This window comes from Klebsiella sp. K5-306 (assembly GCF_051835185.1).
GTDB lineage: Bacteria > Pseudomonadota > Gammaproteobacteria > Enterobacterales > Enterobacteriaceae > Klebsiella > Klebsiella oxytoca.
On the sequence record NZ_JAIFJY010000006.1, the window covers coordinates 171,002 to 196,808 of the forward strand.

A 25,807-nucleotide genomic window follows, 5' to 3' on the forward strand; every position below is an offset into this window, starting at 1 on the left:
AAAGGGCGTTGCCGCATAGTCAAGAAATCGATGCCGATGATGTTCTGCAGGTGCGCGGCCTGAACGTCGTGTTTAATCAGCAACAGCAGGCTTTTTCCGCCGTCCGCGACCTGTCGTTTACCCTGCGGCGCGGCGAAACGCTGGCGATTGTCGGCGAGTCGGGCTCGGGAAAATCGGTGACCTCGCTGGCCCTGATGCGCCTGCTCGATCGGGCGGTCAGCGAAGTGCGCAGTGATGCGCTACTTCTGCGCCGTCGCAGTCGGCAGGTGATTGAGCTGAGCGAACAGTCTGACGCTGAAATGCGCGGCGTGCGCGGCGCGGATATGGCGATGATCTTCCAGGAGCCGATGACCTCGCTCAATCCGGTCTTCACCATCGGCGAGCAGATTGCCGAATCTATCCGCTTACATCAGGGCCTGAAGCATGATGAGGCCCTGCGCGAAGCGAAAAAAATGCTCGATCAGGTGCGCATTCCGGAAGCGGAAGCCATGCTCTCACGCTATCCGCACCAGCTTTCCGGCGGGATGCGTCAGCGGGTGATGATCGCCATGGCGCTCTCCTGTCGTCCGGCGGTGCTGATTGCCGATGAACCGACGACCGCGCTGGACGTCACTATCCAGGCGCAGATCTTACAGCTGATTGCCGTCCTGCAAAAAGAGATGGCGATGGGCGTTATCTTTATTACCCACGATATGGGGGTGGTCGCCGATATCGCCGACCGCGTGCTGGTGATGTATCGCGGCGAAGCGGTGGAAACCGGCAGCGTGGAAGAGATTTTTCGCGCGCCAAAGCACCCGTATACCCAGGCGCTGCTGGCCGCGGTGCCGCGGCTGGGCGCGATGCGCGGCACTTCGCTGCCGCGTCGCTTCCCGCTGTTAAACCAGAGCCCGTCGTCGGAGGGGCAGAACACCGTTGTGGCCGGAGAACCGATCCTTAAAGTTCGCGATCTGGTGGCGCGCTTCCCGCTGCGTAGCGGAATTCTCAACCGCGTAACCCGTGAGGTGCATGCGGTCGAAAAGGTTAGCTTTGATTTATGGCCCGGCGAAACCCTGAGCCTGGTGGGCGAGTCCGGGTGCGGTAAATCGACGACCGGCCGGGCGCTGCTGCGGCTGGTAGAGACCCAGGGCGGTAGCATTATCTTCAACGGCCAGCGAATTGATATGCTAACGGGCAGTAAGCTTCAGGCGCTGCGCCGCGATATTCAGTTTATTTTTCAGGACCCGTACGCTTCCCTCGACCCACGGCAAACGGTGGGCTATTCGATTATGGAGCCGCTGCGGGTGCATCGACTGCTGGAGGGCGATGCCGCCCGTGAACGGGTCAGCTGGCTACTGGAACGCGTCGGGCTGGAGCCGGAACATGCGTGGCGCTACCCGCACGAGTTTTCCGGCGGCCAGCGGCAGCGCATCTGTATTGCCCGCGCGCTGGCGCTCAATCCGAAAGTGGTGATTGCCGATGAATCGGTATCGGCGCTGGACGTGTCGATTCGCGCGCAAATTATCAATCTGATGCTCGATCTACAGCGTGAGATGGGCATCGCATTTCTGTTTATCTCCCATGACATGGCGGTGGTTGAGCGCATCAGCCACCGCGTGGCGGTGATGTATCGCGGGCGTATTGTCGAGATTGGCCCGCGCCGCGCCGTGTTTGAAAACCCGCAGCACCCCTATACCCGTAAACTGATGGCCGCCGTTCCGGTGGCTGACCCTGCGCATCACCGTCCGCAGCGCGTGCTGCTCTCCGACGAGCTGCCGGGTAACATCTTCAAGCGGGGCGAAGAGGGGATCAGTACACCGTTACAGCAGGTGGGGCCGGGGCACTTTGTCGCCAGAGAGTCCGCCGCCGACGTGCTGGCGCGCTAACAACGACACCAATAATGCAGCATTTCAGGAGAACAACATGACTCAACGCGTATCAGGCAAATGGCTGTTGGCGCTGGGCGTCGCCTCGGCGCTGACAGCCGCTCCGGCTCTGGCCGCAAAAGATGTGGTGGTGGCGGTCGGTTCTAATTTTACGACCCTCGACCCGTATGATGCTAACGACACGCTGTCGCAGGCCGTCGCCAAGTCCTTCTATCAAGGGCTGTTCGGCCTCGATAAAGAGATGAAGCTACAGAACGTGCTGGCGGAAAGCTATACCGTTTCCCCGGACGGCCTGGTGTATACCATTAAGCTACATCCGGGGGTGAAGTTCCAGGACGGTACCGAGTTTAATGCCGAAGCGGTTAAGGCGAACCTCGATCGCGCCAGCAACCCGGAAAACCATCTCAAGCGTTATAACCTGTATAAAAATATCGCCAGCACCGAAGCGGTAGACCCGACCACGGTGAAAATTACCCTCAAACAGCCTTTCTCGGCGTTCATTAATATTCTGGCCCATCCGGCGACGGCGATGATTTCTCCGGCGGCGCTGAAGAAATATGGTAAAGAGATTGGCTTCCATCCGGTTGGCACCGGGCCTTATCAGCTCGATACCTGGAACCAGACCGATTTTGTGAAAGTGAAAAAATTCGCCGGTTACTGGCAGCCAGGGCTGCCGAAGCTGGACTCCATCACCTGGCGCCCGGTCGTGGATAATAATACCCGCGCGGCGATGCTGCAGACCGGCGAAGCGCAGTTTGCGTTCCCGATCCCCTACGAGCAAGCGCCGCTGCTGGAGAAAAACAGCAAGCTAGAGCTGGTAGCCAGCCCGTCAATTATGCAGCGCTATATCAGCATGAACGTGACGCAGAAGCCGTTCGATAATCCCAAAGTGCGCGAAGCGATTAACTACGCTATCAACCGTCAGGCGCTGGTAAAAGTCGCTTTTGCCGGCTACGCCACACCGGCGACCGGCGTGGTGCCGCCGTCTATCGCCTATGCTGAAAGCTACAGCGCCTGGCCGTACGATCCGGCTAAAGCTCGTGAGCTGCTGAAAGAGGCGGGTTATCCGAATGGCTTTACCACAACGCTATGGTCATCGCACAACCACAGCACGGCGCAGAAAGTACTGCAGTTTACCCAGCAGCAGCTGGCGCAGGTGGGCATTAAGGCGCAGCTGACGGCGATGGATGCGGGCCAGCGCGCGGCGGAAGTTGAAGGTAAGGGACAGAAAGAGAGCGGCGTACGCATGTTCTACACCGGCTGGACGGCGTCGACCGGGGAAGCTGACTGGGCGCTGTCGCCGCTGTTTGCGTCGCAAAACTGGCCGCCGACCCTGTTTAATACGGCTTTCTACAGCAATCCGCAGGTCGATAAAGATCTCAATGACGCGCTGAAAACCACCGATGCGCAGGAAAAAACGCGGCTGTATAAAGACGCGCAGGATACTATCTGGAAAGAGTCGCCGTGGGTGCCGCTGGTCGTAGAAAAGCTGGTCTCGGCGCACAGTAAAAATCTGACCGGTTTCTACATCCAGCCGGATACCGGATTTAGCTTTGAACAGGCGGATCTTAAGTAGAGAGTTGTGGGTCCCCGGGCGCAGGCTGCGGGGAATTTGCGCAAGGAGAAGCATGCTCAATTATGTGATTAAACGCCTGCTGGGGCTGATCCCCACGCTGCTGATTGTAGCGGTGCTGGTGTTTCTGTTCGTGCATATGCTGCCCGGGGATCCGGCTCGGCTGATTGCCGGACCGGAAGCCGATGCCCAGGTGGTGGGAATGGTGCGCCAGCAGCTTGGGCTCGATCGCGCGCTGCACGTGCAGTTCTGGCACTATATCAGCAACATTTTGCAGGGCGACTTCGGCACCTCGATGGCTTCCCGCCGCCCGGTGAGCAGCGAAATCGCCAGCCGTTTTATGCCCACTTTCTGGCTGACGATTGCCAGTATGGGCTGGGCGGTCATCTTCGGGATGGCGGCAGGGATCGTGGCGGCCGTGTGGCGCAATCGCTGGCCGGATCGTATAGGCATGGCGCTGGCGGTCACCGGCATCTCGTTCCCGGCCTTTGCGCTCGGTATGCTTTTGATGCAGATCTTTTCCGTTGAACTGGGCTGGCTGCCAACGGTGGGCGCCGACAGCTGGCGGCACTATATTCTGCCTTCGCTCACCCTGGGCGCGGCGGTGGCGGCGGTGATGGCGCGTTTTACCCGCGCCTCGTTCGTCGATGTTCTGCATGAAGACTATATGCGCACCGCGCGGGCGAAAGGCGTCAGCGAAACGCTGGTGGTGCTCAAGCACGGCCTGCGCAACGCGATGATCCCGGTCGTCACTATGATGGGACTACAGTTCGGCTTTTTGCTCGGCGGTTCAATCGTGGTGGAAAAGGTCTTTAACTGGCCTGGTCTCGGACGTCTGCTGGTGGACTCGGTGGAGATGCGCGATTACCCGGTGATTCAGGCGGAAGTGCTCCTGTTTTCGCTGGAGTTTATTCTTATTAATTTAGTGGTGGACGTACTGTATGCCGCCATTAATCCGGCTATCAGGTATAAGTAAGGTGCGATTGCTCAACTGGAGAAGACAAGCGGTTATCAACGCGATGCCGGGGGTTAAACCCGGGCAGATACGTACCCCGTGGCACGAGTTCTGGCGGCGGTTTCGCGGCCAGCCGGTGGCGATGGGCGCGGGGATATTTGTGCTGCTGCTGATTGCGGTGGCGATCGTGGCGCCGTGGATCGCGCCGTTCGATGCGGAAAACTATTTTGACTACGATCGGCTCAATGATGGCCCGTCGATGATGCACTGGTTCGGCGTTGATTCGCTGGGGCGCGATATTTTTAGCCGGGTGCTGGTCGGCGCGCAGATTTCGCTGGCCGCCGGGGTACTGGCGGTATTGATCGGCGCGGCTATCGGCACCGTACTTGGGCTACTGGCCGGGTATTACGAAGGCTGGTGGGATCGCATCATTATGCGCATCTGCGATGTGCTGTTTGCTTTCCCTGGCATTCTTCTGGCGATTGCCGTCGTGGCGGTGATGGGCAGCGGAATGTCGAACGTCATCATCGCGGTGGCGATCTTTTCGATCCCGGCATTTGCGCGTCTGGTGCGCGGCAATACGCTGGTGCTTAAGCAGCAGACTTTTATAGAGTCGGCGCGCAGCATTGGCGCCAGCGACGCTAACATTCTGTTTAACCACATTTTGCCCGGAACGGTATCATCGATTGTTGTCTACTTTACGATGCGTATCGGGGTGTCGATTATCTCTGCCGCCAGCCTGTCATTTCTGGGGCTTGGCGCGCAGCCGCCGACGCCGGAGTGGGGGGCGATGCTGAACGAGGCGCGGGCGGATATGGTGATGGCGCCGCACGTGGCGCTGTTCCCGGCAATCGCGATTTTTCTGACGGTGCTGGCGTTTAACCTGCTGGGTGACGGCCTGCGCGATGCGCTGGATCCGAAGATAAAAGGTTAGGCGTTCGAGGATTGTGCAGCCCGGACAGGTGTCCGGGAAAGCACACCGCACGTTAATCCTGTGCGGTTTTGTCGCCCGGATAGGGCGCATGAGCGCCGCTATCCGGGACAGGTTCAGCGGGCGGAATTAAACCCGGCTGCCCCACAGATCGTATTCGTCGGCGTGTTCGACTTTCACCCGCACAACGTCGCCCGGTTTGACTTTACTTTCGCCGTTGAGGTACACCGCGCCGTCGATTTCTGGCGCATCGGCCATGCTGCGGCCAATGGCTCCTTCTTCATCGACTTCGTCGATCAGCACCATAATTTCGCGGCCAACTTTCTCCTGCAGACGCTCGGCGGAGATCTGCTGCTGAAGCTGCATAAAGCGGTTCCAGCGCTCTTCTTTAACGTCTTCCGGTACCTGATCCGCCAGTTCGTTGGCGGTCGCGCCTTCCACCGGGCTGTACTTGAAGCAGCCGACTCGGTCGAGGCGGGCTTCCTTCAGGAAGTCCAGCAGCATCTGGAAATCTTCTTCCGTCTCGCCCGGGAAGCCGACGATAAAGGTCGAGCGCAGGGTGAGTTCCGGGCAGACTTCGCGCCACTGCTTGATACGCGCCAGCTGACGGTCGGCGGAGCCGGGACGCTTCATCATCTTGAGAATGCGCGGGCTGGCGTGCTGCAGCGGGATATCGAGGTAGGGCAGAATTTTGCCTTCCGCCATCAGCGGGATCACATCATCAACGTGCGGATAGGGATAGACGTAGTGCAGGCGCACCCAGATGCCAAGCTTAGCCAGTTCTTCGCACAGGCTAACCATGCTGGTTTTAACCGGCATACCGTTGTGGAAGCCGCTGCGATGTTTAACATCGACGCCGTAGGCGGAGGTGTCCTGAGAAATCACCAGCAGCTCTTTTACCCCCGCGTCGGCCAGGCGTTTGGCTTCTGCCAGCACTTCACCAATCGGACGGCTGACGAGATCGCCGCGCATGGACGGGATGATGCAGAAGGTGCAGCGATGGTTGCAGCCTTCAGAAATTTTTAAGTAAGCGTAATGACGCGGCGTCAGCTTCACGCCCTGTTCCGGCACCAGGCTCAGGAACGGATTATGTTTAGGCTTCGGCGCGTAGTGGTGGACGTGCTCAAGCACCTGTTCATAGCTGTGCGGGCCGGTAATTTCCAGCACCTTCGGATGCACTTCGCGGATCTGATCTTCTTTTGCGCCCAGGCAGCCGGTGACGATCACTTTGCCGTTTTCTTTCAACGCTTCGCCAATCGCTTCCAGCGACTCCTGCACGGCGCTATCGATAAAGCCGCAGGTGTTAACGATAACCATATCAGCGTTATCGTAGGAGGGAACCACATCATACCCTTCGGTACGCAGTTCAGTCAGGATACGTTCTGAGTCCACCAGATTTTTCGGGCAGCCCAGAGAGACAAAGCCGATCTTCGGCTGAGGGGTGACATTGCTCATAGCTTAAAAAGTGTTCAATTATTGGGATGGTCAGGGCAGGGATTCTACAGAGATCGGCGGAAAGTTTATACTCCTTTTCTTGTTAGCCCGCAGACAGCAGCATCTCTTTTTACGGCGTTGATTATCCGTATTGTTGAGGAAAATAACGCCGTTATTCATCTTTTACCGCCGGAGCCAGCGCAGGGTGGTTTAAATCAGGTTTAAGCCAGAAACAGTAAAATAGTCACTGCTTTGGATTTTCATTTTTTATCAGGTTTCCGATGTTTAAAAAGTTGGGTGGTTCAGCGTGCGCGCTGGTAATGATTGGCACAGCGCCAGTTTATGCCGACGAGCTGGCGTTATATTCAGTGAATACCGGTTCATTTGTCTATCATATGACCGGCAATCACGGCCAATATAACGAAAAATTCAATAATCAATTTTTTTCCGTTGAGCGCAAGCTGTCGGCAGATTCGAAGTACAGCCTGTTAGTCGGGACCATGAAAAATAGTTTTGACGATCGCTGCCTCTCTCTGGGGGCAAGGAGAGACTGGTATGCGGGGACAAATGGCTGGACGTTTAAGGGCGTCTATGCCTACACCGGGGAGTTCTTCTTTAAAGCTTTTAGCGATTGCGGCGATTCAGGTACCTATCGAACGGCGAAGAAACTGACCGGCGTCGGTTTCTCTCCCTATATTTATCATGGCCTGCAGTACAATTTTACCCCTTATTTCGGCGTAGAAACCGGGATTATTATCCCGGCGATATTTGTGGTGAGCGTGCAGTGGAGTTTTCGTTGATTCGCCCGAAAGCCGCTTCCGGGCGAATTGATGATTAATGGCTTTGCGCAACGCCAGCGCCTGGCGCAGACCCCGGCGCGGTCGGTTCTCTATTATCGCGAAGCGTAAATACCGAAATTAACGTAAATACCCCGGCAACACCGCCCAGGATATAATACGTCTGCGCGAAGCCGATAGTGTCATACAAATACCCCGCCAGCGGCGAGTAAACGGCGGTGGCGATGGAGGCGACAAACAGCACCAGCAGGTAAACCGTCGATGACAGCTTGTTGTCGAAGTTGGCGGCAATGAATTTAAATACCGACACCAGGATCAGCGGTTTTTCCAGCGCATGCATCATTTTGACTGCGCCGATCCACACCGGACCCAGCGGGATCGCGGAGCCTACGATACGGACCGACATGATCAGTCCGGCGATGATCAGCGCCCACTTCGCGCCGGTGCGGTTTACAAACCACGGCATCAGGCATAAAAACAGCGTCTCCCCGCACACCTGAATGGAGGCCAGAATGCCGTACCAGCGATTCCCCTCCTCGGGCGTCGGGAACTGCAGGGAAAAGTACTGGGCAAACTGCTGATCGTAGGTATCGTAGATTTGCGTGACGAAAAGGGTGAAGACCAGCAGCATCCAGAACTGCCCGTTCTTCGCCAGCTCAAGGGCATGGGAAACTTTCAGCGCGCTGGTTTTCTGCATCTCCGCTTCGCTCAGTTCGATTTTGGTCAGCATAAAACAGATCGCGGCAATCACAATGGCGATGCTGGCCAGCCAGAAAGCAAGGTTCGGATTGCTGTCGATATACTTACCGACGATCCACGCCGCGGCGGCCCAGCCTAACGATCCCCACATCCTTACGCGGCCATATTCGAACTGGTAGCGCCGCGAAATTTTATCGATATACGAATCGATCACCCCGCAGCCGGAGTTAAAAATAATCCCCAGGTATACCCCGCCGAGTAGCGCGCCCAGCCAGAAGCTGTGCACCAGCAGCGGTGCATATAAATAAATAAAGAACGGACCCACCGGTAGCAGCATGGCGACGAGAAACCAGATGAGTCGTTTTTTCAGGCCGAATTTATCGGAAATAAAGCCAAAGAAGGGCTGCATCAGCAGGGCAATAAAGGCGTTAACCGAGTAGAGCAGGCCGGTTTTCGTGGCGCTAATCCCGAGATGCTGGGTCGTCCAGATAACAAAGAATGCCATGGTCGAGGACCAGGCGAAGAGGTAGAGGAAGTCGAAAAGACTCAACAAGATATAGTTTCTTCTGCCGGGATTAATCATTTCTGTTCCTTCAAGCGATAGCGTCAAAGGTTACAAGCAAGATAGAGCAACCTGCTGCGACCTGTTTTGTTATACGTATTACATATTTGTGAGGTGATATGACACCCGGCGACATTTTCAGGCAATGTGAATGGCGCTAATTTGTGATCATTGCAGCAAAAAAATAATTTTTCATCACATGAAAAAGAATTGATCTTGATTGAGAGCGTATAACATTTTTGCTTGAAGGGCGCAGGTTGAGCAGGCGAGGATTATAATCTTAGTTGTAACATTGTAAATAATGTTAATGACCTGAGAATTATTGATCTCACACAGCGTTTTGTACAAAAAATAACCATATTATAATTATGGTGAAGGACGATAGAGGAGGAACTGAGATGAACGTTGACAGACTGTATCGTAACCTGATGAATAAGCTGATTAATGCCTCCATTGATCTTGATGCTTATTTACAGTTGCGTAAAGCAAAAGGCTATATGTCAGTCAGCGAAAACGACCATCTACGTGATAACTTGTTTGAACTGTGCCATGAAATGCGTGAATACGCGCCGCGCCTGCAGCATGCCGTTGCGCCGGAGGAAAAGGAAGCCCTGCGCCTTGCGGGCGAAGCCGTCGCTTCCGCGGCGGTATGCCTGCTAAGCGGACATCATGATTGCCCGTCCTACATTGCGGTCAACGTAGATAAACTGGAAAGCTGCCTGGCGGTATTGCGGCTAAACATTCAGAAATTGAATGATTTTGCCCCCATTACCCACGCCTGAGACAGGGGGAGCCTGCTCCCCCTGATTAATGTTATGTAAAAATCCCTTCCCGCTTCCCCACGCTGGCTACCCTTATCAGCATTGCTGACAAAAGGAGTATGCCATGCACCAGACCGTCACCCTGATAGCGCTTACCACGCTGTTGTTACCCACTGCCGTCCTTGCCGCCCGGGAGCGCGTGGAGGTGTTGCAGAACCAGCTCGAACACCCGTGGGCGCTGGCCTTCCTGCCGGACGATCGCGGTATTTTGATTACCCTGCGCGGCGGCGAACTCAAGCTCTGGCAGCGCGACAAAGGCCTCTCGTCGGCGATCCCGGGCGTACCGCAGGTCTGGGCTAACGGGCAGGGCGGTTTGCTGGACGTGGCGCTGGCACCGGACTTTGCCCAGTCGCGCCGGGTCTGGCTGAGCTATGCCGAGGGCGGGGATGAGGATAAAGCCGGGACCGCGGTGGGCTATGGCCGATTGAGCGAGGATCTCCAGCGTCTGGAAAACTTCCAGGTGGTGTTCCGCCAGCAGCCGAAGCTCTCGACCGGCAATCATTTTGGCGGACGGCTGGCGTTCGACGGTCGTGGTCATCTGTTTATCGGTCTCGGAGAGAATAACCAGCGTTCAACCGCTCAGGATCTCGATAAGCTGCAGGGAAAAGTGGTGCGGCTAACGGCTGATGGCAAGGTCCCGGCCGATAATCCTTTTGTCGGCCAGTCTGGCGTCAGGCCTGAAATCTGGTCTTACGGAATTCGTAACCCTCAGGGATTGGCGATGAACCCGTGGAGCGATACGCTGTGGTTATATGAGCACGGGCCGCGCGGCGGGGATGAGATCAATATCGTGCAAAAAGGTAAAAACTACGGCTGGCCGCTGGCGACGCACGGCATTAACTACAGCGGCCTGCCGATCCCGGAAGCCAAAGGCAAAAAGGCGGAAAACACCGAAGCGCCGCTATTTGTCTGGGAGAAGTCGCCGGCGGTGAGCGGTATGGCGTTTTACAACGCGCAGGTTTTTCCGCAGTGGCAACACAGGCTGTTTATCGGCGCGCTGAAGGATGAATCGCTCATTGTGCTCAAGGTTGATGGCAATAAAGTCACGGAGCAGGAGCGCATTCTGACCGATCGCGGTAGACGCATTCGCGACGTACGCGTTGGACCCGATGGTTATTTGTATGTGTTAACCGACGAATCCAACGGTGAGCTGCTGAAGGTGAGTCCGGCGGGTTAAAATCAGGTGACCGGGATCATCACCACGTTGCGCCAGGCCTGACGTTCGCCGATCTGCTGGTACCAGCGCTGCAGATGCGGGCGCGGCTGCCAGGTTTTTACCGTTTCCAGCAGGTTGTAGACGAACGGCGCGACGGCGATATCGCCGAGGCCGAAGGCATCGCCAGACAGCCACTGATGGCGCGACAGCTCGTCGTCCAGAATAGCGAACAGCGTCTCGCAGGCGGCAATACCGGCTTCAATGGCGGCAGGATCGCGTTTTTCTACCGGCGTTCTGACCAGGCCCATTAAAACGGGTCGATGGGCAGGCGAGAGCGAACCGTTGGCCCAGTCCATCCATTTTTCTCCCTGGGCGCGCTCGGCTGGCGACTCCACCCACAGGCGATTCTGACCATACTGCGCGGCCAGATAGCGGATAATTGTGTTTGATTCCCAGAGTACGATATCGGTCGTTGCATCTTTCAACAGCGGTACCAGACCGTTGGGGTTCATGGCCAGATAGGCCGGATCGTGATTCAGACCGAACTCCAGGCCTGCCAGAATTTGCTGATACGGGAGGTCGAGTTCTTCCAGCACCCAGCGCACTTTCTTCACATTGGTTGAGTTATTTCTGCCCCACAGCGTAATCATATCCGCTCCTGCTTTTTATTTCGCCGCCATTGCGGCGTAGTGAGCATTCATGTTGGAATAAAGTTAATATTTAGGCAACCGCGATCAAAAAAATTGCGCTGTTTGCAGCGCCGCGCGAGGTTATTGCGTAAACTTTAAAAACTTTACCAACTCGCTGTTTCTTTAAGGTCATTTGTACGCTTTACTCACCGGCTGCTGCGGCGCGGAACGAGTGTGGCGGCATATTTTTGTTTGGAAAGGATACTTGGGTGGCTCTTATGACGCATGATGCTTTTTCCCTTCGCGGCCTCGCGGCAGGCTGCGCGCTTTTATTTCTCGTCGCGCCTGCGGTGCAGGCTGCGGAACAACTCCCCGATGCGCCATCCATTGACGCGCGCGCCTGGATCCTGATGGACTATGCCAGCGGCAAAGTACTCAGCGAAGGCAATGCCGATGAAAAACTCGATCCGGCAAGCCTGACCAAGATCATGACCAGCTACGTTGTCGGCCAGGCGCTAAAGGCGGGTAAGATTAAGTCTACGGATATGGTGACCATCGGGCGCGATGCGTGGGCCACCGGTAACCCGGCGCTGCGCGGCTCCTCGGTGATGTTCCTCAAGCCTGGAATGCAGGTGTCGGTGGAAGATCTTAACAAGGGCGTTATCATTCAGTCCGGCAACGACGCCAGCATCGCGATTGCCGACTACGTGGCGGGCAGCCAGGACGCCTTTGTCAGCCTGATGAACGGCTATGCGCAGAAGATGGGCCTCACCAATACCACCTTTAAGACCGTGCACGGGCTTGATGCGCCGGGTCAGTTCAGTACCGCCCGCGATATGGCGCTGCTGACCAAAGCGATGATCCATGATGTGCCGGAAGAGTATGCGATCCACAAAGAAAAAGAGTTCACTTTCAACAAAATCCGTCAGCCGAACCGTAACCGCCTGCTGTGGAGCACGAACCTTAACGCTGACGGCGTGAAAACCGGAACCACTGCCGGTGCGGGCTACAATCTGGTCTCTTCCGCGACGCAAAACGACATGCGCCTGATTGCCGTCGTGCTCGGCACCAAAACTGACCGTATCCGATTTAACGAATCTGAAAAATTGCTGACCTGGGGCTTCCGCTTTTATGAAACCGTGACGCCGATTAAACCTGATGCCACCTTCATTACCCAGCGCGTCTGGTTTGGCGATAGCAGTGAAGCGAAGCTTGGCGCGGGCGATGCCGGTTCCATCACGCTGCCGAAAGGCCAGTTGAAAAACCTGAAGGCCAGCTACACTTTGAATGATACGCAGCTGACCGCACCGCTGACTAAAGGGCAGGTTGTCGGCACCATCGACTTTAAACTGAATGATAAAACCATTGAACAGCGGCCGCTGATTGTTATGGAAGCGGTCAATGAAGGCGGGTTCTTTAGCCGGATGATCGATTTCGTGCTGATGAAACTGCACGGCTGGTTCGGCGGCTGGTTCTCGTAAAATGCAGGCCGCGCCCTGCGGGGCGCGGTTTTAGTAAAGGAGTGAAATTTGTTTTTCTTTCGCCAGCGTAAGCAGCTCGTCATCCGGACACACGTCGCTGGCAATCACGTCAAACTGCGATAAATCGCCCATCCGCGCCGGCCGAACTTTGCCAAATTTACTGTGATCGACGACCAGCACGTGGTAGCGCGCGCTTTTCATCGCCCAGTGTTTAACCGGCAGCTCCTCGAGGTTAAAGCAGGTCGCTCCCTGCTCGCAATCGACGCCCGCGGCGGAATAAAACGCGATATCCGGGCAAAGATGGCTTAGCGTATCCTGCAGGCTCAGCGGTTTAAAAATGGCGTTGCTGGCGTGGAACTCGCCGCCGCATAAAATCGCGCGGCACTGTGGCTTTTCCTGCAAGGAAAGGAAGGTGTTGAGCGAATAGCAGACCCCGGTAAACGGCAGGGCGTTGTCGATGGCATCGATAATCCACGGCGTGGTGGTCCCGCAATCGAAAAAGGCCATCTGATGAGCCTCAAGCAGCTTTGCCGCATGGCGGGCGGCGCGGCGTTTTTCATCAACAAGGCGCGTTTTCTGGTCGCTTAGCAGATAGTGCGTCGCGCTGCGCGGCTCCAGAACGATATAGCCGCCCAGCAAAACGACCGGGCCGCTGTGGCCGTTGAGGTCGCGACGAATAGTCATCTCCGACACCCCAAGCAGGGTGGCCGCTTCTTTTAGATGCAGTTTATCACTGCGCTTGAGTGCCTGAATAAGCTGGCTGATGCGTTCGTCACGACGAGTTTCCATATTCCCTCTAGGCTAAAGCGCCCTGCATCGACAGGGCGTCAGCGGCGATTTTACCTGCCGAAAGAGGGTTAGTCACGCGCAGGCGTTGGGCTCTGCCGCATTTTACCGGCGGCTGAGAAACAGGTTATTCGCGCACCCAGCCTTTGCGAATCGGTAGCGAAAAGAACAGGCGGTACAGCCGCTGCAGATGCTGATAAAGGGTCTTTCCGCCGCTTTGCCACAAAAGCTGGGCGCTTAGACAGGCGCTCATCGCGGTGAGAAGTCCGCCCAGCATATCCATCGGCCAGTGAACGCCGAGATAGACCCTGGACCAGGCAATTGCGCAGGCAACGGCGAAAAGCAGGACTCCCGACCACAGGCGGTGCCAGAACATAAAGGCCAGCGCAAAGGTAAAGCAGATGGTGCCGTGATTGCTCGGGAAGGAGTTGTTGGGCGAGTGGTGCAGGAAGTTATAACCCATACCGGCGGCGAACGGCCGTTCGTGCGGAAAAAGCGCGCCGAATATCCATGACAGCGTAAGACTAATGGCTAATGCCATCATCACCTTAAATACTAGCTGACGCTGGTTTGGACCCCAAAGCCATAAGGCTAATACTAATAATGGCACAATAATAATCAGGTCTTTGGCGATAAACGTCGCGATCTCTATCGCCCACCACGGGGACGAGGGAGTGGCATTGAGTAATGCAAACAGCGAGTAGTTAATATTTTCCAGCATACGTCCGGGCTCTTTAATCCGTTATCAACAAGCCGCCCACCCTAAGAAACGGTGGCGCTAAGGTAAAGCAGTATTTTCTTAATTATCAGTTTGTTATGAGTGAAATCTTGCATGTATCTTCGTTAACAGACTGAATAAAGGAGTATATAGTGTGTAATCTAATTGAAACATAAACGAAATACATACAGCGGGATTTTTTATTCGCTGGTGGCGAAGAGGTTGCAGAATGGCGATATTTTTCGTCATCGCTCACAATTCGCTATCTCCCCGGCACGACTTTCATTAAACTTTGCGCGGTTTTATTTAAATAAGAGATTTCATGCACAATTCTTCACTTTCAGGCAAACGCCTCGGACGTCAGGCGCTGCTCTTTCCACTGTGCCTGGTGTTATACGAATTCGCCACCTATATCGGCAATGATATGATCCAGCCGGGCATGCTCTCGGTCGTGGAAGAGTTTGGCGTTGGCAATGAATGGGTTCCGACCTCCATGACCGCCTATCTCGCCGGCGGTATGTTTTTACAGTGGCTGCTGGGCCCGCTTTCGGACCGCATCGGCCGCCGTCCGGTCATGCTGACCGGGGTGGTGTGGTTTATCGTGACCTGCCTGGCGACGCTGCTGGCGCAAACTATTGAGCAGTTCACGCTGCTGCGCTTTTTGCAGGGTATCAGCCTGTGCTTTATTGGCGCGGTTGGCTATGCGGCGATACAGGAGTCTTTTGAAGAGGCGGTATGCATCAAGATTACCGCCTTAATGGCCAACGTCGCGCTGATTGCGCCGCTGCTTGGGCCGCTGGTGGGCGCGGCCTGGGTACATATCCTGCCGTGGGAGATGATGTTTGTCCTGTTTGCCGTACTGGCCGCTATCGCCTTCTTCGGCCTACAGCGGGCGATGCCGGAAACCGCCACCCGCATGGGCGAGAAACTCTCGGTCAAAGAGCTGGGGCGTGATTATCGTGAAGTGCTGAAAAACCTGCGCTTTGTCGCCGGCGCGCTGGCCACCGGTTTTGTCAGCCTGCCGCTGCTGGCGTGGATAGCCCAGTCGCCGGTGATTATCATTAGCGGCGAGCAGGCGACCAGCTACGAATATGGCTTGCTGCAGGTGCCAATCTTTGGCGCGTTGATCGCCGGTAACCTGGTGCTGGCGCGCCAGACTTCCCGCAAAACGGTGCGTTCGTTGATTATCCTCGGCGGCTGGCCAATTATGCTTGGCCTGCTGATCTCCGCCGTCGCTACGGTCGCCTCGACGCACGCTTATTTGTGGATGACCGCCGGGCTGAGCGTTTACGCCTTCGGCATTGGGCTTGCTAACGCCGGGCTGGTGCGCCTGACGCTGTTTGCCAGCGAAATGAGCAAGGGGACGGTATCGGCGGCGATGGGGATGCTGCAAATGCTGATCTTTACCGTGGGTATTGAAGTGAGCAAGCACGCCTATGAGTCTGGCGGCAGCGGACTCTTCAGTTTGCTGAATTTGCTTAGCGGGGTGCTCTGGCTGGCGATGACGGTCTACTTCCTGAAGGACAAACGCGTAGGCAGCTCCCTCGAACCGCAGTAACTCTCCAATGACCTGCTGCGACGTTACGCGCCGCAGCAGGCGCTGTCTCAGACGAACGGCGCTTCGCGATTAAGCACTTTATCAATGATATGGAGTACGCCCTCTTCGTTATTGTGCGGCGCACGATAGCCAGCAACGGCCTTCACCGGCGCGGCGGCGTTGGCCATCGCGTAACCGAATCCGGCATGCTGCAGCATTTCAATATCGTTGCCGCTATCGCCAAAGGCGACCACTTCATGATTCTCGATCCCCCAGCGCTCCTGCAGGATGCGCAGGCCGTTAGCCTTGTGTACCCCAGGAATAATCAGGTCAATGCTGCCGTAGCCGGTAGCGACTGCGGTTACCATATCGCCAAGCGCGGCGTGCAGCTTAGGCTGTATCTCAGGGATCAGCTGGTCCGGGACGTTGAGGCCAAATTTCAGAATCGCATCATCAGCAATATGATTAAAGTCGTCGACCAGTTCGAGGCGATGATAGTACTTCGCCGCGACCGCTTTCAGCTCATCATTATACTGGTTGAGGGTATAAGCGCTGCGCTTACCGCAGGCGATGATTTCAATGTTGGTCAGCGTCTGGAGATGATCGATGACGGTATTGAAATGTTCCTGCGGCATCCGGCAGTTAAATACATCTTCTCCGGCGCTGACCACCCAGCCGCCGTTTTCGGCGACAAAGGCGATCTCGTGCGCTACCTCCGGGAAGAAGGAGATAAGCTGGTAATACTGGTTGCCGCTGGCGACGACGAAGCGGATGCCCTGCTCGCGCATCCGCTGATACTGGGCGAGGAAGCGCTGACGGTTATAGGTTTTGGCATCGCTCAGAAAGGTGCCATCCATGTCTACCGCAATCAATTTGATGCTCATTAACTGTTCTCCATCACGGGTTCAGAGTGTGGCTTCGCAACCGCCCGGGCGACGATGGCCGCGACCAGTACCAATGCCAGCACTACCATCATGGCGCTACGCAGGCCGAAGTGCTCGCCGAGGAAGCCCAGCAGCGGCGGCCCGACGAGGAAGGCGAGGTAGCCGGTAATCGCCACCACGCTGACGCGCTTCGGCGCATCCGGGCCAGTGTCGCTGGCGGCGGAAATGGTCAGCGGGAAGCCGAGCGATGCGCCGAGGCCCCATAATAGTACGGAGAGGCCGGCGACCCACGGGTTATCGACAAAAATAATCAGGCCAATGCCCAGCGCGCCCATGACCGCGCTGGCGCGAACCACCGTCACCCGGCTGTAGCGGTCAATAAACCAACCGCCGGTAAAACGGCCGAGGGTCATACCGAGGGTGAAGCCCGCGTAAATCAGCGACCCGGAAGTCGGGCTGAAGCCGTGGCCGTCCACCATCAGCAGCGGCAGCCAGTCGTTGGCGGAACCCTCGGCAAAGGCCATGGCCAGGACGATGACGCCAATCAGCAGCAATTGAGCATCTCGCCATATCGGCAGGCCTTTGCCTTCATGGCGCGCCGCTTCCGCTGCATTCTTGCCGGTACCTTCCGGAATTGCGCGAATGGCGATAGCGATGGGGGCGACAGCCACCAGCGCCGCCAGCAGAATGTGCGGCGCGGCGGGCAGGCCGAAGCCGGTGACCGCCATGCCTATTCCGGCGCCGACGAGCGTGCCGAAGCTGTAGAAACCATGCATCATCGGCAGCACGGTTTTATTCATTTCGCGTTCAACGGCGGCGCCTTCAACGTTAATCGCCACTTCCGCTGAACCAAAGCTGGCGCCGAAGATGGCTAAGCCAACAGCAAACAGCACCGCCGAGGTAAACCATAGCGCGGCGCTGAGGACCAGCATGCCGACCACCGCGCAGGACATGGTGGTACGAATCACTTTTCGGGTGCCGAATCGATTGACCAGCCACGCTGAGCAGAGGATACCGCTCATCGAACCTATTGATAGTCCAAATAATACAATCCCCATTTCCGCCGTCGAGAGCGCGAGCAGATCGCGAATCGCCGGCGTGCGGGTCGCCCATGAGGCCATGAGTAATCCAGGGATAAAAAAGAACATGAAGAGCGCCCACAGCCTTAGCTGAAGGGCTCTGCGGGAGGTTTGCGCTGTCATCCGTAAATGCCCGAGAGTGGAGAGATGCAGACAACAGTAGCAAGGTTGTGTACATTTGTACATCCAGGCTGCTTGCTGAAGAATGTTTTTTTATTGACCTCTATGATTCGATTCAGCCTGAGGAATGCGCCCAGCATCCGCTAAGGGATTAAGCGCCTATTTAAATGAGAGAGGAACACTGATGGCCCGTCGACCAAACGACCCGCAGCGTCGGGAGCGGATTTTGCAGGCGACGCTGGACACGATCGCGATACACGGCATCCACGCGGTCACGCATCGGAAAATCGCCACCTGTGCGGGCGTACCTTTGGGCTCGCTGACCTACTATTTCAGCGGTATCGAGGCGCTGGTCGAAGAAGCGTTCAGCCTGTTTACCGGCCAGATGTCGGCGCAGTATCAGCTGTTTTTTGCCGATGTGCATAGCCGCGAAGAGGCCTGTGACGCGATTGCCGAGCTGATATTTAGCGCCCAGGTGACCACCGCACGCAATATGGAGCTGATGTATCAGCTGTATGCTTTTTGCAGCAGCCAGCCGAATTTAAAAGCAGTCATGCAAAACTGGATGCTGCGCAGCCAGCAGACTCTGGAACAGTGGTTTGAACCAGCAACGGCCCGCGGGCTTGACGCCTTTATCGAGGGTATGACGCTGCACTTCGTGACCGACAGAGCGCCGCTATCCAGAGAAGCAATTCGACTGATGGTGGGAAGGCTGGCGGGAGAGTGAGCGGGGCGCAGAAAACAAAAAACCCATCAACCTTGAACCTAAGTGGCGGGGTTGATGGGCTCCACAAAATGGGGACATCAAAGAAAAGCAGTGGCACTACTTATGACTGATGCCAGCAAAAAAAGTTCTGCGTATGCGCGTTTTTTTTCTTAAAAAATTCACTGTAGTCCCGGCCAGATGATGACAATCAGCGTACCTGCCAGGGTTAACAATACGTTAGCGATGGCGTAGGTCCCCGCGTATCCCAGCGCCGGAATATTGCTGCGGGCAGTATCGCTGATGATTTCCATCGCCGGCGCGCAGGTACGGGCGCCCATCATGGCGCCGAAGAGCATCGCGCGGTTCATGCGCAGGATGTACGCGCCGAACAGGAAGCAGATAACCACCGGTACCAGGCTGACGATCAGGCCCGCCGCCAGCATCTGACCGCCGACGGCGCCGAGGCCGTTGTTAATCCCGGCGCCCGCGCTGAGCCCCACGCCGGCCATAAATACCATCAGGCCGAACTCTTTCACCATATTCAGCGCGCCCTGCGGGATGTAGCCGAACGTCGGATGGTTGGCGCGCAGGAAGCCGAGCATAATGCCGGCAAACAGCAGACCGGCGGCGTTACCGATGCCGAAGCTGAACGAACTGAACTGGAAGGTGATCATGCCGATCATCAGGCCAACGATAAAGAAGGCGCAGAAGGCGAGCAGGTCGGTCACCTGGCTGTGAATGGAGATGAAGCCGATACGATCGGCGACGGTTTTAACGCGACGCGCGTCGCCGCTGACCTGCAGCACATCGCCCTTGTTGAGCACCACGTTATCGTCGATAGGCATTTCGATCTGGCTGCGAATGACGCGGTTTAAGAAGCAGCCGTGGTCGGTCAGCTTCAGCTGCGCCAGGCGACGGCCGACGGCATTGTGGTTTTTGACCACGATCTCTTCGGTGACGATGCGCATATCAAGCAGATCGCGGTCGAAGACCTCTTTGCCGTTACGGAAGCTTGGGTCGAGGCGGGCATGGGCATCCGGGTAGCCCACCAGGGCGATATCATCACCCATCTGCAGCACCGCATCGCCGTCCGGGTTCGCGAGAATGCCGTTGCGGCGGATGCGCTCAATGTAGCAGCCGGTCTGGCGGTAAATACCCAGCTCGCGCAGATTTTTACCATCAGCCCACGCCACCAGCTCCGGACCGACGCGGTAGGCGCGGATCACCGGCAAATAGACCTTACGCCGGGAGTCGGTATCGAGACCGCGCTCGCGGGCGATTTGCTGGGCGCTGGTCTGCAAATCCTGATGCTGCAGCTTCGGCATATAGCGGGCGCCGACGATCAGGCTGACCAGGCCAATCAGATAGGTCAGCGCATAGCCGAGGCTCAGATGATCGAGCGAAAGGGCGAGCTGATCGCTGGGCATGCCGAAGTGGCGAAGCGTATCCCCGGCGCCGACCAGCACGGGAGTAGACGTCATCGCGCCGGCGAGCATCCCGGCCGTCAGGCCGATATCCCAGCCGAAGAGCTTACCCAGTCCCATGGCGATCAGCATTGCGCTGCCGACCATCACCAGCGCGAGCATCAGGTAATTTTTCCCATCGCGAAAAAAAATAGAAAAAAAGTTGGGTCCCGCTTCTACGCCGACGCAAAAAATAAACAGCATAAAGCCGAGATTGAGGGCGTCAGTGTTAATACTGAAATGCTGCTGCCCTAATAATAGGGAAACCACTAAAACGCCAATGGAATTACCAAGTTGTACCGACCCGAGACGCAGTTTCCCGAGGCAGAGTCCCAGTGCAAGTACAACGAACAATAACAGGATGTAATTCCCGTTTAACAAATCTGCGACGTTTATATTCACGAAAGCCAACTTCTCATTTACTAGTAAGTTGTTGAAGGAAATGGTTATTTGGTCTAAGGTTGGTCCAGTGTTCGCGTTGTCCCGAACGCTATTCTGGCATCCCGTTATAACCAGCAAAATATAGTCGATAGTTTAATCTTTCCTGGGGGCTGCGGCTAGCAACAATCGTTATTACCTTGACGGGATCTTTTATTGGCATGGATTGCCAGAATCTTTATCTGACTGGGCGAAGTGGAAGTTGGTTAGAGGCAAAATCAGGAGGATGTCGTGAAATCTGAGCGTGCTTGGGCCGGTATTATCTGTGGGTTCTTTCTATTTATCGTGGTTTGCTTATCGCTGCTGTTACATATGAAAGGCGCCTTTCGGGCTACCGGTAACCCTGAGCTCGGGCTGCTGTTCTTTTTGCTACCCGGTGCGGCGGCAAGCTGCCTCTCCCCGGGTCAGCGGGTGCTGCGTCCGCTTATCGGCGCTATGCTGGCTGCGCCTATTTGTCTGGTCGTCATGCGGTTATTCTTCGTCACTCAACGATCTTTCTGGCAGGAACTGGCGTGGCTATTTAGCGCGGTGTTCTGGTGCGCGCTGGGCGCGCTGTGCTTTTTATTTATTTGCGCCTGGCTTGATACCAGACGCAAGCCCTCGTCAGAGGAGTGAGTCGTCTCAGGCAAACAGACCGAGATTCTCTTTCGCCCAGGCTTCAAAGTCGGTGCAGCCGCCAATGTGCTTCTGATCGACAAAAATCTGCGGTACGGTTTCAACCGGTTTACCCACGGTTTTCTCCAGATCGGCTTTGCTGATGCCTTCAGCGTGGATATCAATGTAGCGATAGTTAAAATCATCGCGCTCGTTGCTCAGTTTTTCCGCCAGTTCTTTGGCGCGAACGCAATATGGGCAACCTGGACGACCAAAAATTACCGTAAACATACTCTCTCTCCTTAAACCTCAGCCGGATGGCGAATGGGGCGTATCATGCCGCGTTATGGCGACGAGGAAAAGAAGGTTCTGCCTTTTGCTTTGATGGCTTAAGGCTATGTTTGTTAAATATTCTGCTGATGAAACCGCTATACTCCCTCTGATACGCGACTTTTTTACCCGGTTGCGTGATTGCTTTGGACCGGAGGAGCGTTATGCGATCGCCCGCAGCATTACCCAAAAGCGTTCTGGTAGTTGAGTTTATCGGCATGGTGCTGTTGACCCTGGCCTGGCTCTCGCTTAATCAGTACGTCAGCCTGCCTGCGCCGTTCTCCAGCCCGACAGCGGCGCTGCTGATGATCTTCGCGGGGATCCTGCTGATGCTTCCGGCCGCCGTGGCGTTAATCTGGCGTGTGGCGAAAGTTGTTGCCCCGCAGTTGACGCAAACGAAAAATTCCCCTTCATCATTGCCTGACAGAGAAAAACGAGATGACGCCGACCATTGAGCTGCTGCGTAGCCACCGTTCTATTCGCCATTTTACCGACGCGCCGATCAGCGAAGAACAGCGCGCCGCAATTATCGCCAGCGCGCAGGGAGCCTCCAGCTCCAGTTTTTTACAATGTACCTCAATTATTCGCGTTACCGACCCGGAAATACGTCAACAGCTGGTGCCGCTGAGCGGCGGACAGCAGCACGTGGCGCAGGCTGCGGAATTCTGGGTATTCTGCCCTGATTTTAACCGCAATCTGCAAATCTGCCCGGACGCTCAGCTGGGTCTCGCCGAACAGCTCCTGCTGGGCTGCGTCGACACCGCGATTATGGCGCAGAATGCGCTGGTGGCGGCGGAATCTCTTGGCCTGGGCGGCGTCTATATCGGCGGGCTGCGTAACAATATTGATGCGGTGACCCAGCTGCTGAAGCTCCCACAGCACGTAATGCCGCTGTTTGGCCTGTGCCTTGGCTGGCCTGACGATAATCCGGAAGTGAAACCGCGCATGCCGTCGGCGATGCTGGTTCATGAAAATCACTATCAGCCGCTGAATGAGACGGTCCTTGCTGAATATGACGAGCAGTTGGCGCACTATTATCTCTCTCGCGGCAGCAACACGCGTCGCGATACCTGGAGCGACCATATCCGCCGGACTATCGTCAAAGAAAGCCGGCCATTTATTCTGGAATATCTGCATAAGCAGGGATGGGCTACGCGCTGATTGCGTGTAAACTGCACCCGGTCTGACGCAAGGAAATTCCGCAGGTCAGCGCTAATTTAAAACGTTGTTTGCTACTCAGAGGCCCGCCAGAGCGGGTCTTTTCGCAGAGGTGCAGGGTGAAAATTGCCATATTATCCCGGGATGGAACGCTTTATTCATGTCGACGCCTGCGCGAAGCCGCGCAAAAACGCGGTCATCAGGTGGAAATCCTCGATCCGCTTTCCTGCTATATGAACGTCAGCCCGGTGGCCTCGTCAATTCACTATAAAGGCCGCCAGCTCCCGCATTTTGACGCCGTGATCCCGCGTATCGGCACGGCGATCACCTACTACGGCACCGCGGCGCTGCGTCAGTTTGAGCTGCTCGGCAGCTATCCGCTGAATGAATCGGTAGCCATCACGCGCGCCCGCGACAAGCTGCGTTCGCTCCAGCTGCTGGCGCGCCAGGGCATCGACCTGCCGCTCACCGGTATTGCCCACTCGCCGGACGACACCAGCGATCTGATCGCCATGGTTGGCGGCGCGCCGCTGGTGGTCAAGCTGGTGGAGGGGACGCAGGGGATCGGCGTTGTGCTGGCCGAAACGCGCCAGGCGGCAGAGAGCGTTATTGACGCTTTTCGCGGCCTGAATGCGCATATTCTGGTTCAGGAGTATATCGCCGAGGCGAAAGGCCGGGACGTGCGCTGCCTCGTGGTGGGTAATGAAGTGGTCGCGGCGATTGAGCGGCGGGCGAAGGAGGGCGATTTTCGCTCCAACCTGCATCGCGGCGGCGTAGCCTCGGTGGCGCTTATCAGCGAGCAGGAGCGTGAAATGGCCATTAAGGCGGCGCAAACGCTCGGGCTGGACGTGGCGGGCGTGGATATACTGCGCGCCACGCGCGGACCGCTGGTGATGGAAGTGAACGCTTCTCCGGGGCTGGAGGGGGTTGAAACCACCACCGGCGTCGATATTGCCGGCAAGATGATCGCCTGGATTGAACGACAAGCGACGCCCGGATTTTGTCTGAAAATGGGGGGATAGCTGCCTTTCGCGACACCGTCATGGAATACGGCGCTTTTTTTGCGTAAGCTATGGCGTCGCATTTTCACAGTAAGAGGTCACAGGTCATATGGATTCACTGGTCGTTCCGGGTCTTGATACGTTACGTCAATGGCTCGACGAATTGGGCATCAGCTTTTTTGAGTGTGATTCCTGCCAGGCACTGCACCTGCCGCATATGCAAAATTTCGAAGGCATTTTTGATGCCAAACTTGACCTGGTTGATAACGTGGTGCTTTTCTCCGCGCTGGCTGAGGTGAAACCCTCCGCGCTCCTGCCGCTTTCCGCCGATCTTTCTGCGATTAACGCCAGCTCGTTGACGGTGAAAGCTTTCCTCGATATTCAGGATGATAATCTGCCGAAACTGGTGGTTTGCCAGGCGTTGACCGTCGGCGTCGGCGTGACGATCGATCAGTTTGCATGGTTTTTCCGTCAGAGCGAAGAACAGATATCGATGGTCATCCTTGAAGCCAGTGCTAACCAGGTGCTGTATAAGTCTGAGGAAGAAGAGCCGATAGCTGAGAATATTCAGTACCATTTTCTTCACTGAGGCTGGCGAAAAATAGCGCAGTCACTGCCATGGTGGCTGCGTATTACCCGCGATTATTCTGTTGTTAACCTTCCTGTAAAGAATTTTTCACCGCCATTCCGCCGTTTTCGGCTTATCACATAGACCCTTATTGCATAAAAAATTGATAAAAGCCGTTTTTTCTCCTGGGCTATAGCCTCTTATTCTGGCTACAGTTATTCTGACGCTGCTTCCAGTTGCGGGCAACCATTCCGGGAGAGGTCCTCTCTCCTTTTCTTAGGCATTGAAAAAAAATGCATGATTATTGCATGCGAACAAGTGCGTATATTCAGCCCGCTTGTTAACGGGCATTGAGAAGGAATAAGAGATATGACCGCCTTTGGTAAAAAATGGTTAACAGGTCTGGTTACGGGTGCGCTGATGGCCGTCTCTGCCGGTTCGCTCGCAGCCGAACAAAAAACCCTGCATGTATATAACTGGTCTGATTATATTGCCCCGGATACGGTGGCGAATTTTGAAAAAGAGACCGGTATTAAAGTGGTGTATGACGTTTTTGACTCCAATGAAGTGCTGGAGGGTAAGCTTATGGCGGGCAGCACCGGATTTGACCTGGTGGTGCCGTCGGCCAGCTTCCTCGAGCGCCAGCTGGCGGCAGGGGTGTTCCAGCCGCTGGATAAGAGCAAGCTCCCCAACTGGAAAAATCTCGATCCGGAAGTGCTGACGCTGGTCGCGAAGCACGACCCGGACAATAAATACGCGATTCCCTACCTGTGGGCGACAACCGGCATAGGCTATAACATCGATAAAGTGAAAGCCGTGCTGGGCAAAGATGCGCCGCTGGACAGCTGGGATCTGGTGATGAAGCCGGAAAATCTGGAGAAACTGAAAAGCTGCGGCGTCTCCTTCCTTGATGCCCCGGAAGAGATTTTCGCCACCGTGCTGAACTACCTCGGTAAAGATCCTAATAGCGCCAAAGCCGATGACTACACTGGCCCGGCAACCGACCTGCTGCTGAAGCTGCGTCCGAATATTCGCTACTTCCACTCTTCGCAGTACATCAACGACCTGGCGAACGGCGATATCTGCGTCGCGATCGGCTGGGCGGGCGACGTATGGCAGGCGGCTAACCGGGCGAAAGAAGCGAAGAACGGGGTCAACGTTTCCTACTTTATCCCGAAAGAGGGCGCGCTGGCGTTCTTTGACGTCTTCGCTATGCCGGCAGATGCGAAAAACAAAGAAGAGGCTTATCAATTCCTGAACTATCTGATGCGTCCGGACGTTATCGCGCATATTAGCGATCATGTCTATTACGCTAACGGCAACAAAGCATCTACGCCGCTGGTCAGCGAAGCGATCCGCAGCAATCCGGCCATCTACCCGCCGGCTGACGTCTTCGCCAAGCTGTTCACCCTGAAAGTCCAGGATCCGAAAATCGATCGCGTGCGTACTCGCGCATGGACGAAGGTGAAAAGCGGTAAGTAATTCTCCGTGAGTTGTAGGCCGGATAAGCGTCGCGCTGCCGGCA

Annotated in this window: 25 protein-coding genes; 16 read left to right on the forward strand and 9 right to left on the reverse strand. The window is 56.0% G+C overall.

Annotation, left to right across the window (positions count from 1 at the left end):
• Positions 1-8 precede the first annotated feature (8 nt).
• Genes gsiA through gsiD form a run of 4 tightly spaced genes read left to right on the forward strand, consistent with a single transcriptional unit; the run spans position 9 to position 5,324 of the window.
• Positions 9-1,862, forward strand: coding sequence for a glutathione ABC transporter ATP-binding protein GsiA (gsiA, locus tag K2184_RS11815; protein ID WP_004100530.1), 1,854 nt, complete (start codon positions 9-11; stop codon positions 1,860-1,862).
• Between the two features lie 37 nt (positions 1,863-1,899).
• Positions 1,900-3,438, forward strand: coding sequence for a glutathione ABC transporter substrate-binding protein GsiB (gene gsiB, locus K2184_RS11820; RefSeq protein WP_004100531.1), 1,539 nt, complete (start codon positions 1,900-1,902; stop codon positions 3,436-3,438).
• Positions 3,439-3,490: 52 nt separating this feature from the next.
• A complete protein-coding gene (gene gsiC, locus K2184_RS11825; RefSeq protein ID WP_163525161.1) occupies positions 3,491-4,411 on the forward strand; it encodes a glutathione ABC transporter permease GsiC in 921 nt (306 codons plus the stop codon).
• Position 4,412: 1 nt separating this feature from the next.
• Positions 4,413-5,324 carry a glutathione ABC transporter permease GsiD gene (gene gsiD / locus K2184_RS11830; protein WP_017146287.1) on the forward strand — a complete coding sequence of 304 codons (912 nt, stop codon included), beginning with the start codon at positions 4,413-4,415 and terminating at the stop codon, positions 5,322-5,324.
• Positions 5,325-5,450: 126 nt separating this feature from the next.
• Here the strand turns inward: gsiD and rimO are convergent, their stop codons facing one another.
• Entirely contained in the window at positions 5,451-6,776 is a 1,326-nt protein-coding gene (gene rimO / locus K2184_RS11835; protein WP_004100537.1) for a 30S ribosomal protein S12 methylthiotransferase RimO, read from the reverse strand.
• A 299-nt stretch (positions 6,777-7,075) separates the two neighbouring features.
• Between rimO and K2184_RS11840 the strand changes: the two genes are divergently transcribed.
• Complete coding sequence (locus K2184_RS11840; RefSeq protein WP_026055890.1) at positions 7,076-7,555, forward strand: hypothetical protein; 480 nt, start codon at positions 7,076-7,078, stop codon at positions 7,553-7,555.
• 34 nt (positions 7,556-7,589) lie between these two features.
• Here the strand turns inward: K2184_RS11840 and K2184_RS11845 are convergent, their stop codons facing one another.
• Positions 7,590-8,831, reverse strand: a complete 1,242-nt coding sequence (locus tag K2184_RS11845; protein ID WP_162098348.1) for an oligosaccharide MFS transporter — start codon at positions 8,829-8,831, stop codon at positions 7,590-7,592.
• Positions 8,832-9,211: 380 nt separating this feature from the next.
• Here K2184_RS11845 and bssR point away from each other — a divergent pair, with 380 nt between their 5' ends.
• Together bssR and K2184_RS11855 are read left to right on the forward strand one after the other, a co-directional pair.
• Positions 9,212-9,595 (forward strand): biofilm formation regulator BssR, encoded by a 384-nt coding sequence (gene bssR, locus K2184_RS11850; protein ID WP_023320626.1) that lies wholly within the window; start codon positions 9,212-9,214, stop codon positions 9,593-9,595.
• Between the two features lie 103 nt (positions 9,596-9,698).
• On the forward strand, positions 9,699-10,811 hold the full coding sequence (locus K2184_RS11855; RefSeq protein ID WP_163525159.1) for a PQQ-dependent sugar dehydrogenase: 1,113 nt from the start codon (positions 9,699-9,701) through the stop codon (positions 10,809-10,811).
• Between the two features lie 2 nt (positions 10,812-10,813).
• Here the strand turns inward: K2184_RS11855 and K2184_RS11860 are convergent, their stop codons facing one another.
• Entirely contained in the window at positions 10,814-11,440 is a 627-nt protein-coding gene (locus tag K2184_RS11860; RefSeq protein ID WP_049593369.1) for a glutathione S-transferase family protein, read from the reverse strand.
• Positions 11,441-11,697: 257 nt separating this feature from the next.
• Between K2184_RS11860 and dacC the strand changes: the two genes are divergently transcribed.
• The gene (dacC, locus tag K2184_RS11865; protein WP_016808089.1) at positions 11,698-12,900 is read left to right on the forward strand and encodes a serine-type D-Ala-D-Ala carboxypeptidase; all 1,203 of its coding nucleotides are present in this window, start codon (positions 11,698-11,700) and stop codon (positions 12,898-12,900) included.
• A 30-nt stretch (positions 12,901-12,930) separates the two neighbouring features.
• Here dacC and deoR read toward each other — a convergent pair whose 3' ends face one another.
• Together deoR and ybjG are read right to left on the reverse strand one after the other, a co-directional pair.
• Positions 12,931-13,689, reverse strand: coding sequence for a DNA-binding transcriptional repressor DeoR (deoR, locus tag K2184_RS11870; protein ID WP_004100552.1), 759 nt, complete (start codon positions 13,687-13,689; stop codon positions 12,931-12,933).
• Between the two features lie 124 nt (positions 13,690-13,813).
• Complete coding sequence (gene ybjG, locus K2184_RS11875) at positions 13,814-14,407, reverse strand: undecaprenyl-diphosphate phosphatase (protein WP_004100554.1); 594 nt, start codon at positions 14,405-14,407, stop codon at positions 13,814-13,816.
• A gap of 319 nt (positions 14,408-14,726) precedes the next feature.
• On the opposite strand from ybjG, the gene K2184_RS11880 reads away from it, so the two are divergent.
• Complete coding sequence (locus K2184_RS11880; RefSeq protein WP_016808088.1) at positions 14,727-15,962, forward strand: MFS transporter; 1,236 nt, start codon at positions 14,727-14,729, stop codon at positions 15,960-15,962.
• A gap of 47 nt (positions 15,963-16,009) precedes the next feature.
• Here the strand turns inward: K2184_RS11880 and K2184_RS11885 are convergent, their stop codons facing one another.
• Both K2184_RS11885 and K2184_RS11890 read right to left on the reverse strand, forming a co-directional pair.
• Complete coding sequence (locus K2184_RS11885) at positions 16,010-16,825, reverse strand: Cof-type HAD-IIB family hydrolase (RefSeq protein WP_016808087.1); 816 nt, start codon at positions 16,823-16,825, stop codon at positions 16,010-16,012.
• Positions 16,825-18,027 carry an MFS transporter gene (locus tag K2184_RS11890; protein WP_017146224.1) on the reverse strand — a complete coding sequence of 401 codons (1,203 nt, stop codon included), beginning with the start codon at positions 18,025-18,027 and terminating at the stop codon, positions 16,825-16,827. Before K2184_RS11890 ends, K2184_RS11885 begins: the two co-directional genes overlap by 1 nt.
• Before the next feature lie 181 nt (positions 18,028-18,208).
• On the opposite strand from K2184_RS11890, the gene K2184_RS11895 reads away from it, so the two are divergent.
• Positions 18,209-18,751, forward strand: a complete 543-nt coding sequence (locus tag K2184_RS11895) for a TetR/AcrR family transcriptional regulator (RefSeq protein ID WP_004100562.1) — start codon at positions 18,209-18,211, stop codon at positions 18,749-18,751.
• Between the two features lie 158 nt (positions 18,752-18,909).
• Here K2184_RS11895 and K2184_RS11900 read toward each other — a convergent pair whose 3' ends face one another.
• Positions 18,910-20,595, reverse strand: a complete 1,686-nt coding sequence (locus K2184_RS11900; RefSeq protein WP_004100564.1) for an aspartate:alanine antiporter — start codon at positions 20,593-20,595, stop codon at positions 18,910-18,912.
• Between the two features lie 267 nt (positions 20,596-20,862).
• Between K2184_RS11900 and ybjM the strand changes: the two genes are divergently transcribed.
• Positions 20,863-21,246, forward strand: coding sequence for an inner membrane protein YbjM (gene ybjM, locus K2184_RS11905; protein ID WP_004100565.1), 384 nt, complete (start codon positions 20,863-20,865; stop codon positions 21,244-21,246).
• A gap of 6 nt (positions 21,247-21,252) precedes the next feature.
• Here the strand turns inward: ybjM and K2184_RS11910 are convergent, their stop codons facing one another.
• Positions 21,253-21,516 carry a GrxA family glutaredoxin gene (locus tag K2184_RS11910; RefSeq protein WP_004100567.1) on the reverse strand — a complete coding sequence of 88 codons (264 nt, stop codon included), beginning with the start codon at positions 21,514-21,516 and terminating at the stop codon, positions 21,253-21,255.
• Positions 21,517-21,719: 203 nt separating this feature from the next.
• Here K2184_RS11910 and K2184_RS11915 point away from each other — a divergent pair, with 203 nt between their 5' ends.
• From K2184_RS11915 to potF, 5 genes are all read left to right on the forward strand, one after another.
• Positions 21,720-22,010: a YbjC family protein gene (locus K2184_RS11915; protein WP_004100569.1), complete on the forward strand. Its 291-nt coding sequence runs from the start codon at positions 21,720-21,722 to the stop codon at positions 22,008-22,010.
• Positions 21,994-22,716 (forward strand): nitroreductase NfsA, encoded by a 723-nt coding sequence (gene nfsA / locus K2184_RS11920; RefSeq protein WP_133497275.1) that lies wholly within the window; start codon positions 21,994-21,996, stop codon positions 22,714-22,716. The genes K2184_RS11915 and nfsA overlap by 17 nt, the downstream gene beginning before the upstream one ends.
• A gap of 116 nt (positions 22,717-22,832) precedes the next feature.
• Complete coding sequence (gene rimK / locus K2184_RS11925) at positions 22,833-23,735, forward strand: 30S ribosomal protein S6--L-glutamate ligase (protein ID WP_004100575.1); 903 nt, start codon at positions 22,833-22,835, stop codon at positions 23,733-23,735.
• An 88-nt stretch (positions 23,736-23,823) separates the two neighbouring features.
• Positions 23,824-24,303, forward strand: coding sequence for a YbjN domain-containing protein (locus K2184_RS11930; RefSeq protein ID WP_004100577.1), 480 nt, complete (start codon positions 23,824-23,826; stop codon positions 24,301-24,303).
• Between the two features lie 348 nt (positions 24,304-24,651).
• Entirely contained in the window at positions 24,652-25,764 is a 1,113-nt protein-coding gene (potF, locus tag K2184_RS11935; protein WP_163525155.1) for a spermidine/putrescine ABC transporter substrate-binding protein PotF, read from the forward strand.
• The last annotated feature ends 43 nt before the right edge of the window (positions 25,765-25,807 follow it).

Coding starts and splice junctions, on each gene's coding strand:
- K2184_RS11880 (WP_016808088.1), top strand. CDS start 14,727: ATGCACAATTCTTCACTTTCAGGCAAACGCCTCGGACGTCAGGCGCTG.
- K2184_RS11895 (WP_004100562.1), top strand. CDS start 18,209: ATGGCCCGTCGACCAAACGACCCGCAGCGTCGGGAGCGGATTTTGCAG.
- nfsA (WP_133497275.1), top strand. CDS start 21,994: ATGACGCCGACCATTGAGCTGCTGCGTAGCCACCGTTCTATTCGCCAT.
- dacC (WP_016808089.1), top strand. CDS start 11,698: ATGACGCATGATGCTTTTTCCCTTCGCGGCCTCGCGGCAGGCTGCGCG.
- bssR (WP_023320626.1), top strand. CDS start 9,212: ATGAACGTTGACAGACTGTATCGTAACCTGATGAATAAGCTGATTAAT.
- K2184_RS11840 (WP_026055890.1), top strand. CDS start 7,076: ATGATTGGCACAGCGCCAGTTTATGCCGACGAGCTGGCGTTATATTCA.
- K2184_RS11890 (WP_017146224.1), bottom strand. CDS start 18,027: ATGACAGCGCAAACCTCCCGCAGAGCCCTTCAGCTAAGGCTGTGGGCG.
- ybjG (WP_004100554.1), bottom strand. CDS start 14,407: ATGCTGGAAAATATTAACTACTCGCTGTTTGCATTACTCAATGCCACT.
- potF (WP_163525155.1), top strand. CDS start 24,652: ATGACCGCCTTTGGTAAAAAATGGTTAACAGGTCTGGTTACGGGTGCG.
- K2184_RS11910 (WP_004100567.1), bottom strand. CDS start 21,516: ATGTTTACGGTAATTTTTGGTCGTCCAGGTTGCCCATATTGCGTTCGC.
- K2184_RS11930 (WP_004100577.1), top strand. CDS start 23,824: ATGGATTCACTGGTCGTTCCGGGTCTTGATACGTTACGTCAATGGCTC.
- deoR (WP_004100552.1), bottom strand. CDS start 13,689: ATGGAAACTCGTCGTGACGAACGCATCAGCCAGCTTATTCAGGCACTC.
- K2184_RS11855 (WP_163525159.1), top strand. CDS start 9,699: ATGCACCAGACCGTCACCCTGATAGCGCTTACCACGCTGTTGTTACCC.
- rimO (WP_004100537.1), bottom strand. CDS start 6,776: ATGAGCAATGTCACCCCTCAGCCGAAGATCGGCTTTGTCTCTCTGGGC.
- K2184_RS11915 (WP_004100569.1), top strand. CDS start 21,720: ATGCGATCGCCCGCAGCATTACCCAAAAGCGTTCTGGTAGTTGAGTTT.
- gsiC (WP_163525161.1), top strand. CDS start 3,491: ATGCTCAATTATGTGATTAAACGCCTGCTGGGGCTGATCCCCACGCTG.
- K2184_RS11860 (WP_049593369.1), bottom strand. CDS start 11,440: ATGATTACGCTGTGGGGCAGAAATAACTCAACCAATGTGAAGAAAGTG.
- gsiB (WP_004100531.1), top strand. CDS start 1,900: ATGACTCAACGCGTATCAGGCAAATGGCTGTTGGCGCTGGGCGTCGCC.
- K2184_RS11885 (WP_016808087.1), bottom strand. CDS start 16,825: ATGAGCATCAAATTGATTGCGGTAGACATGGATGGCACCTTTCTGAGC.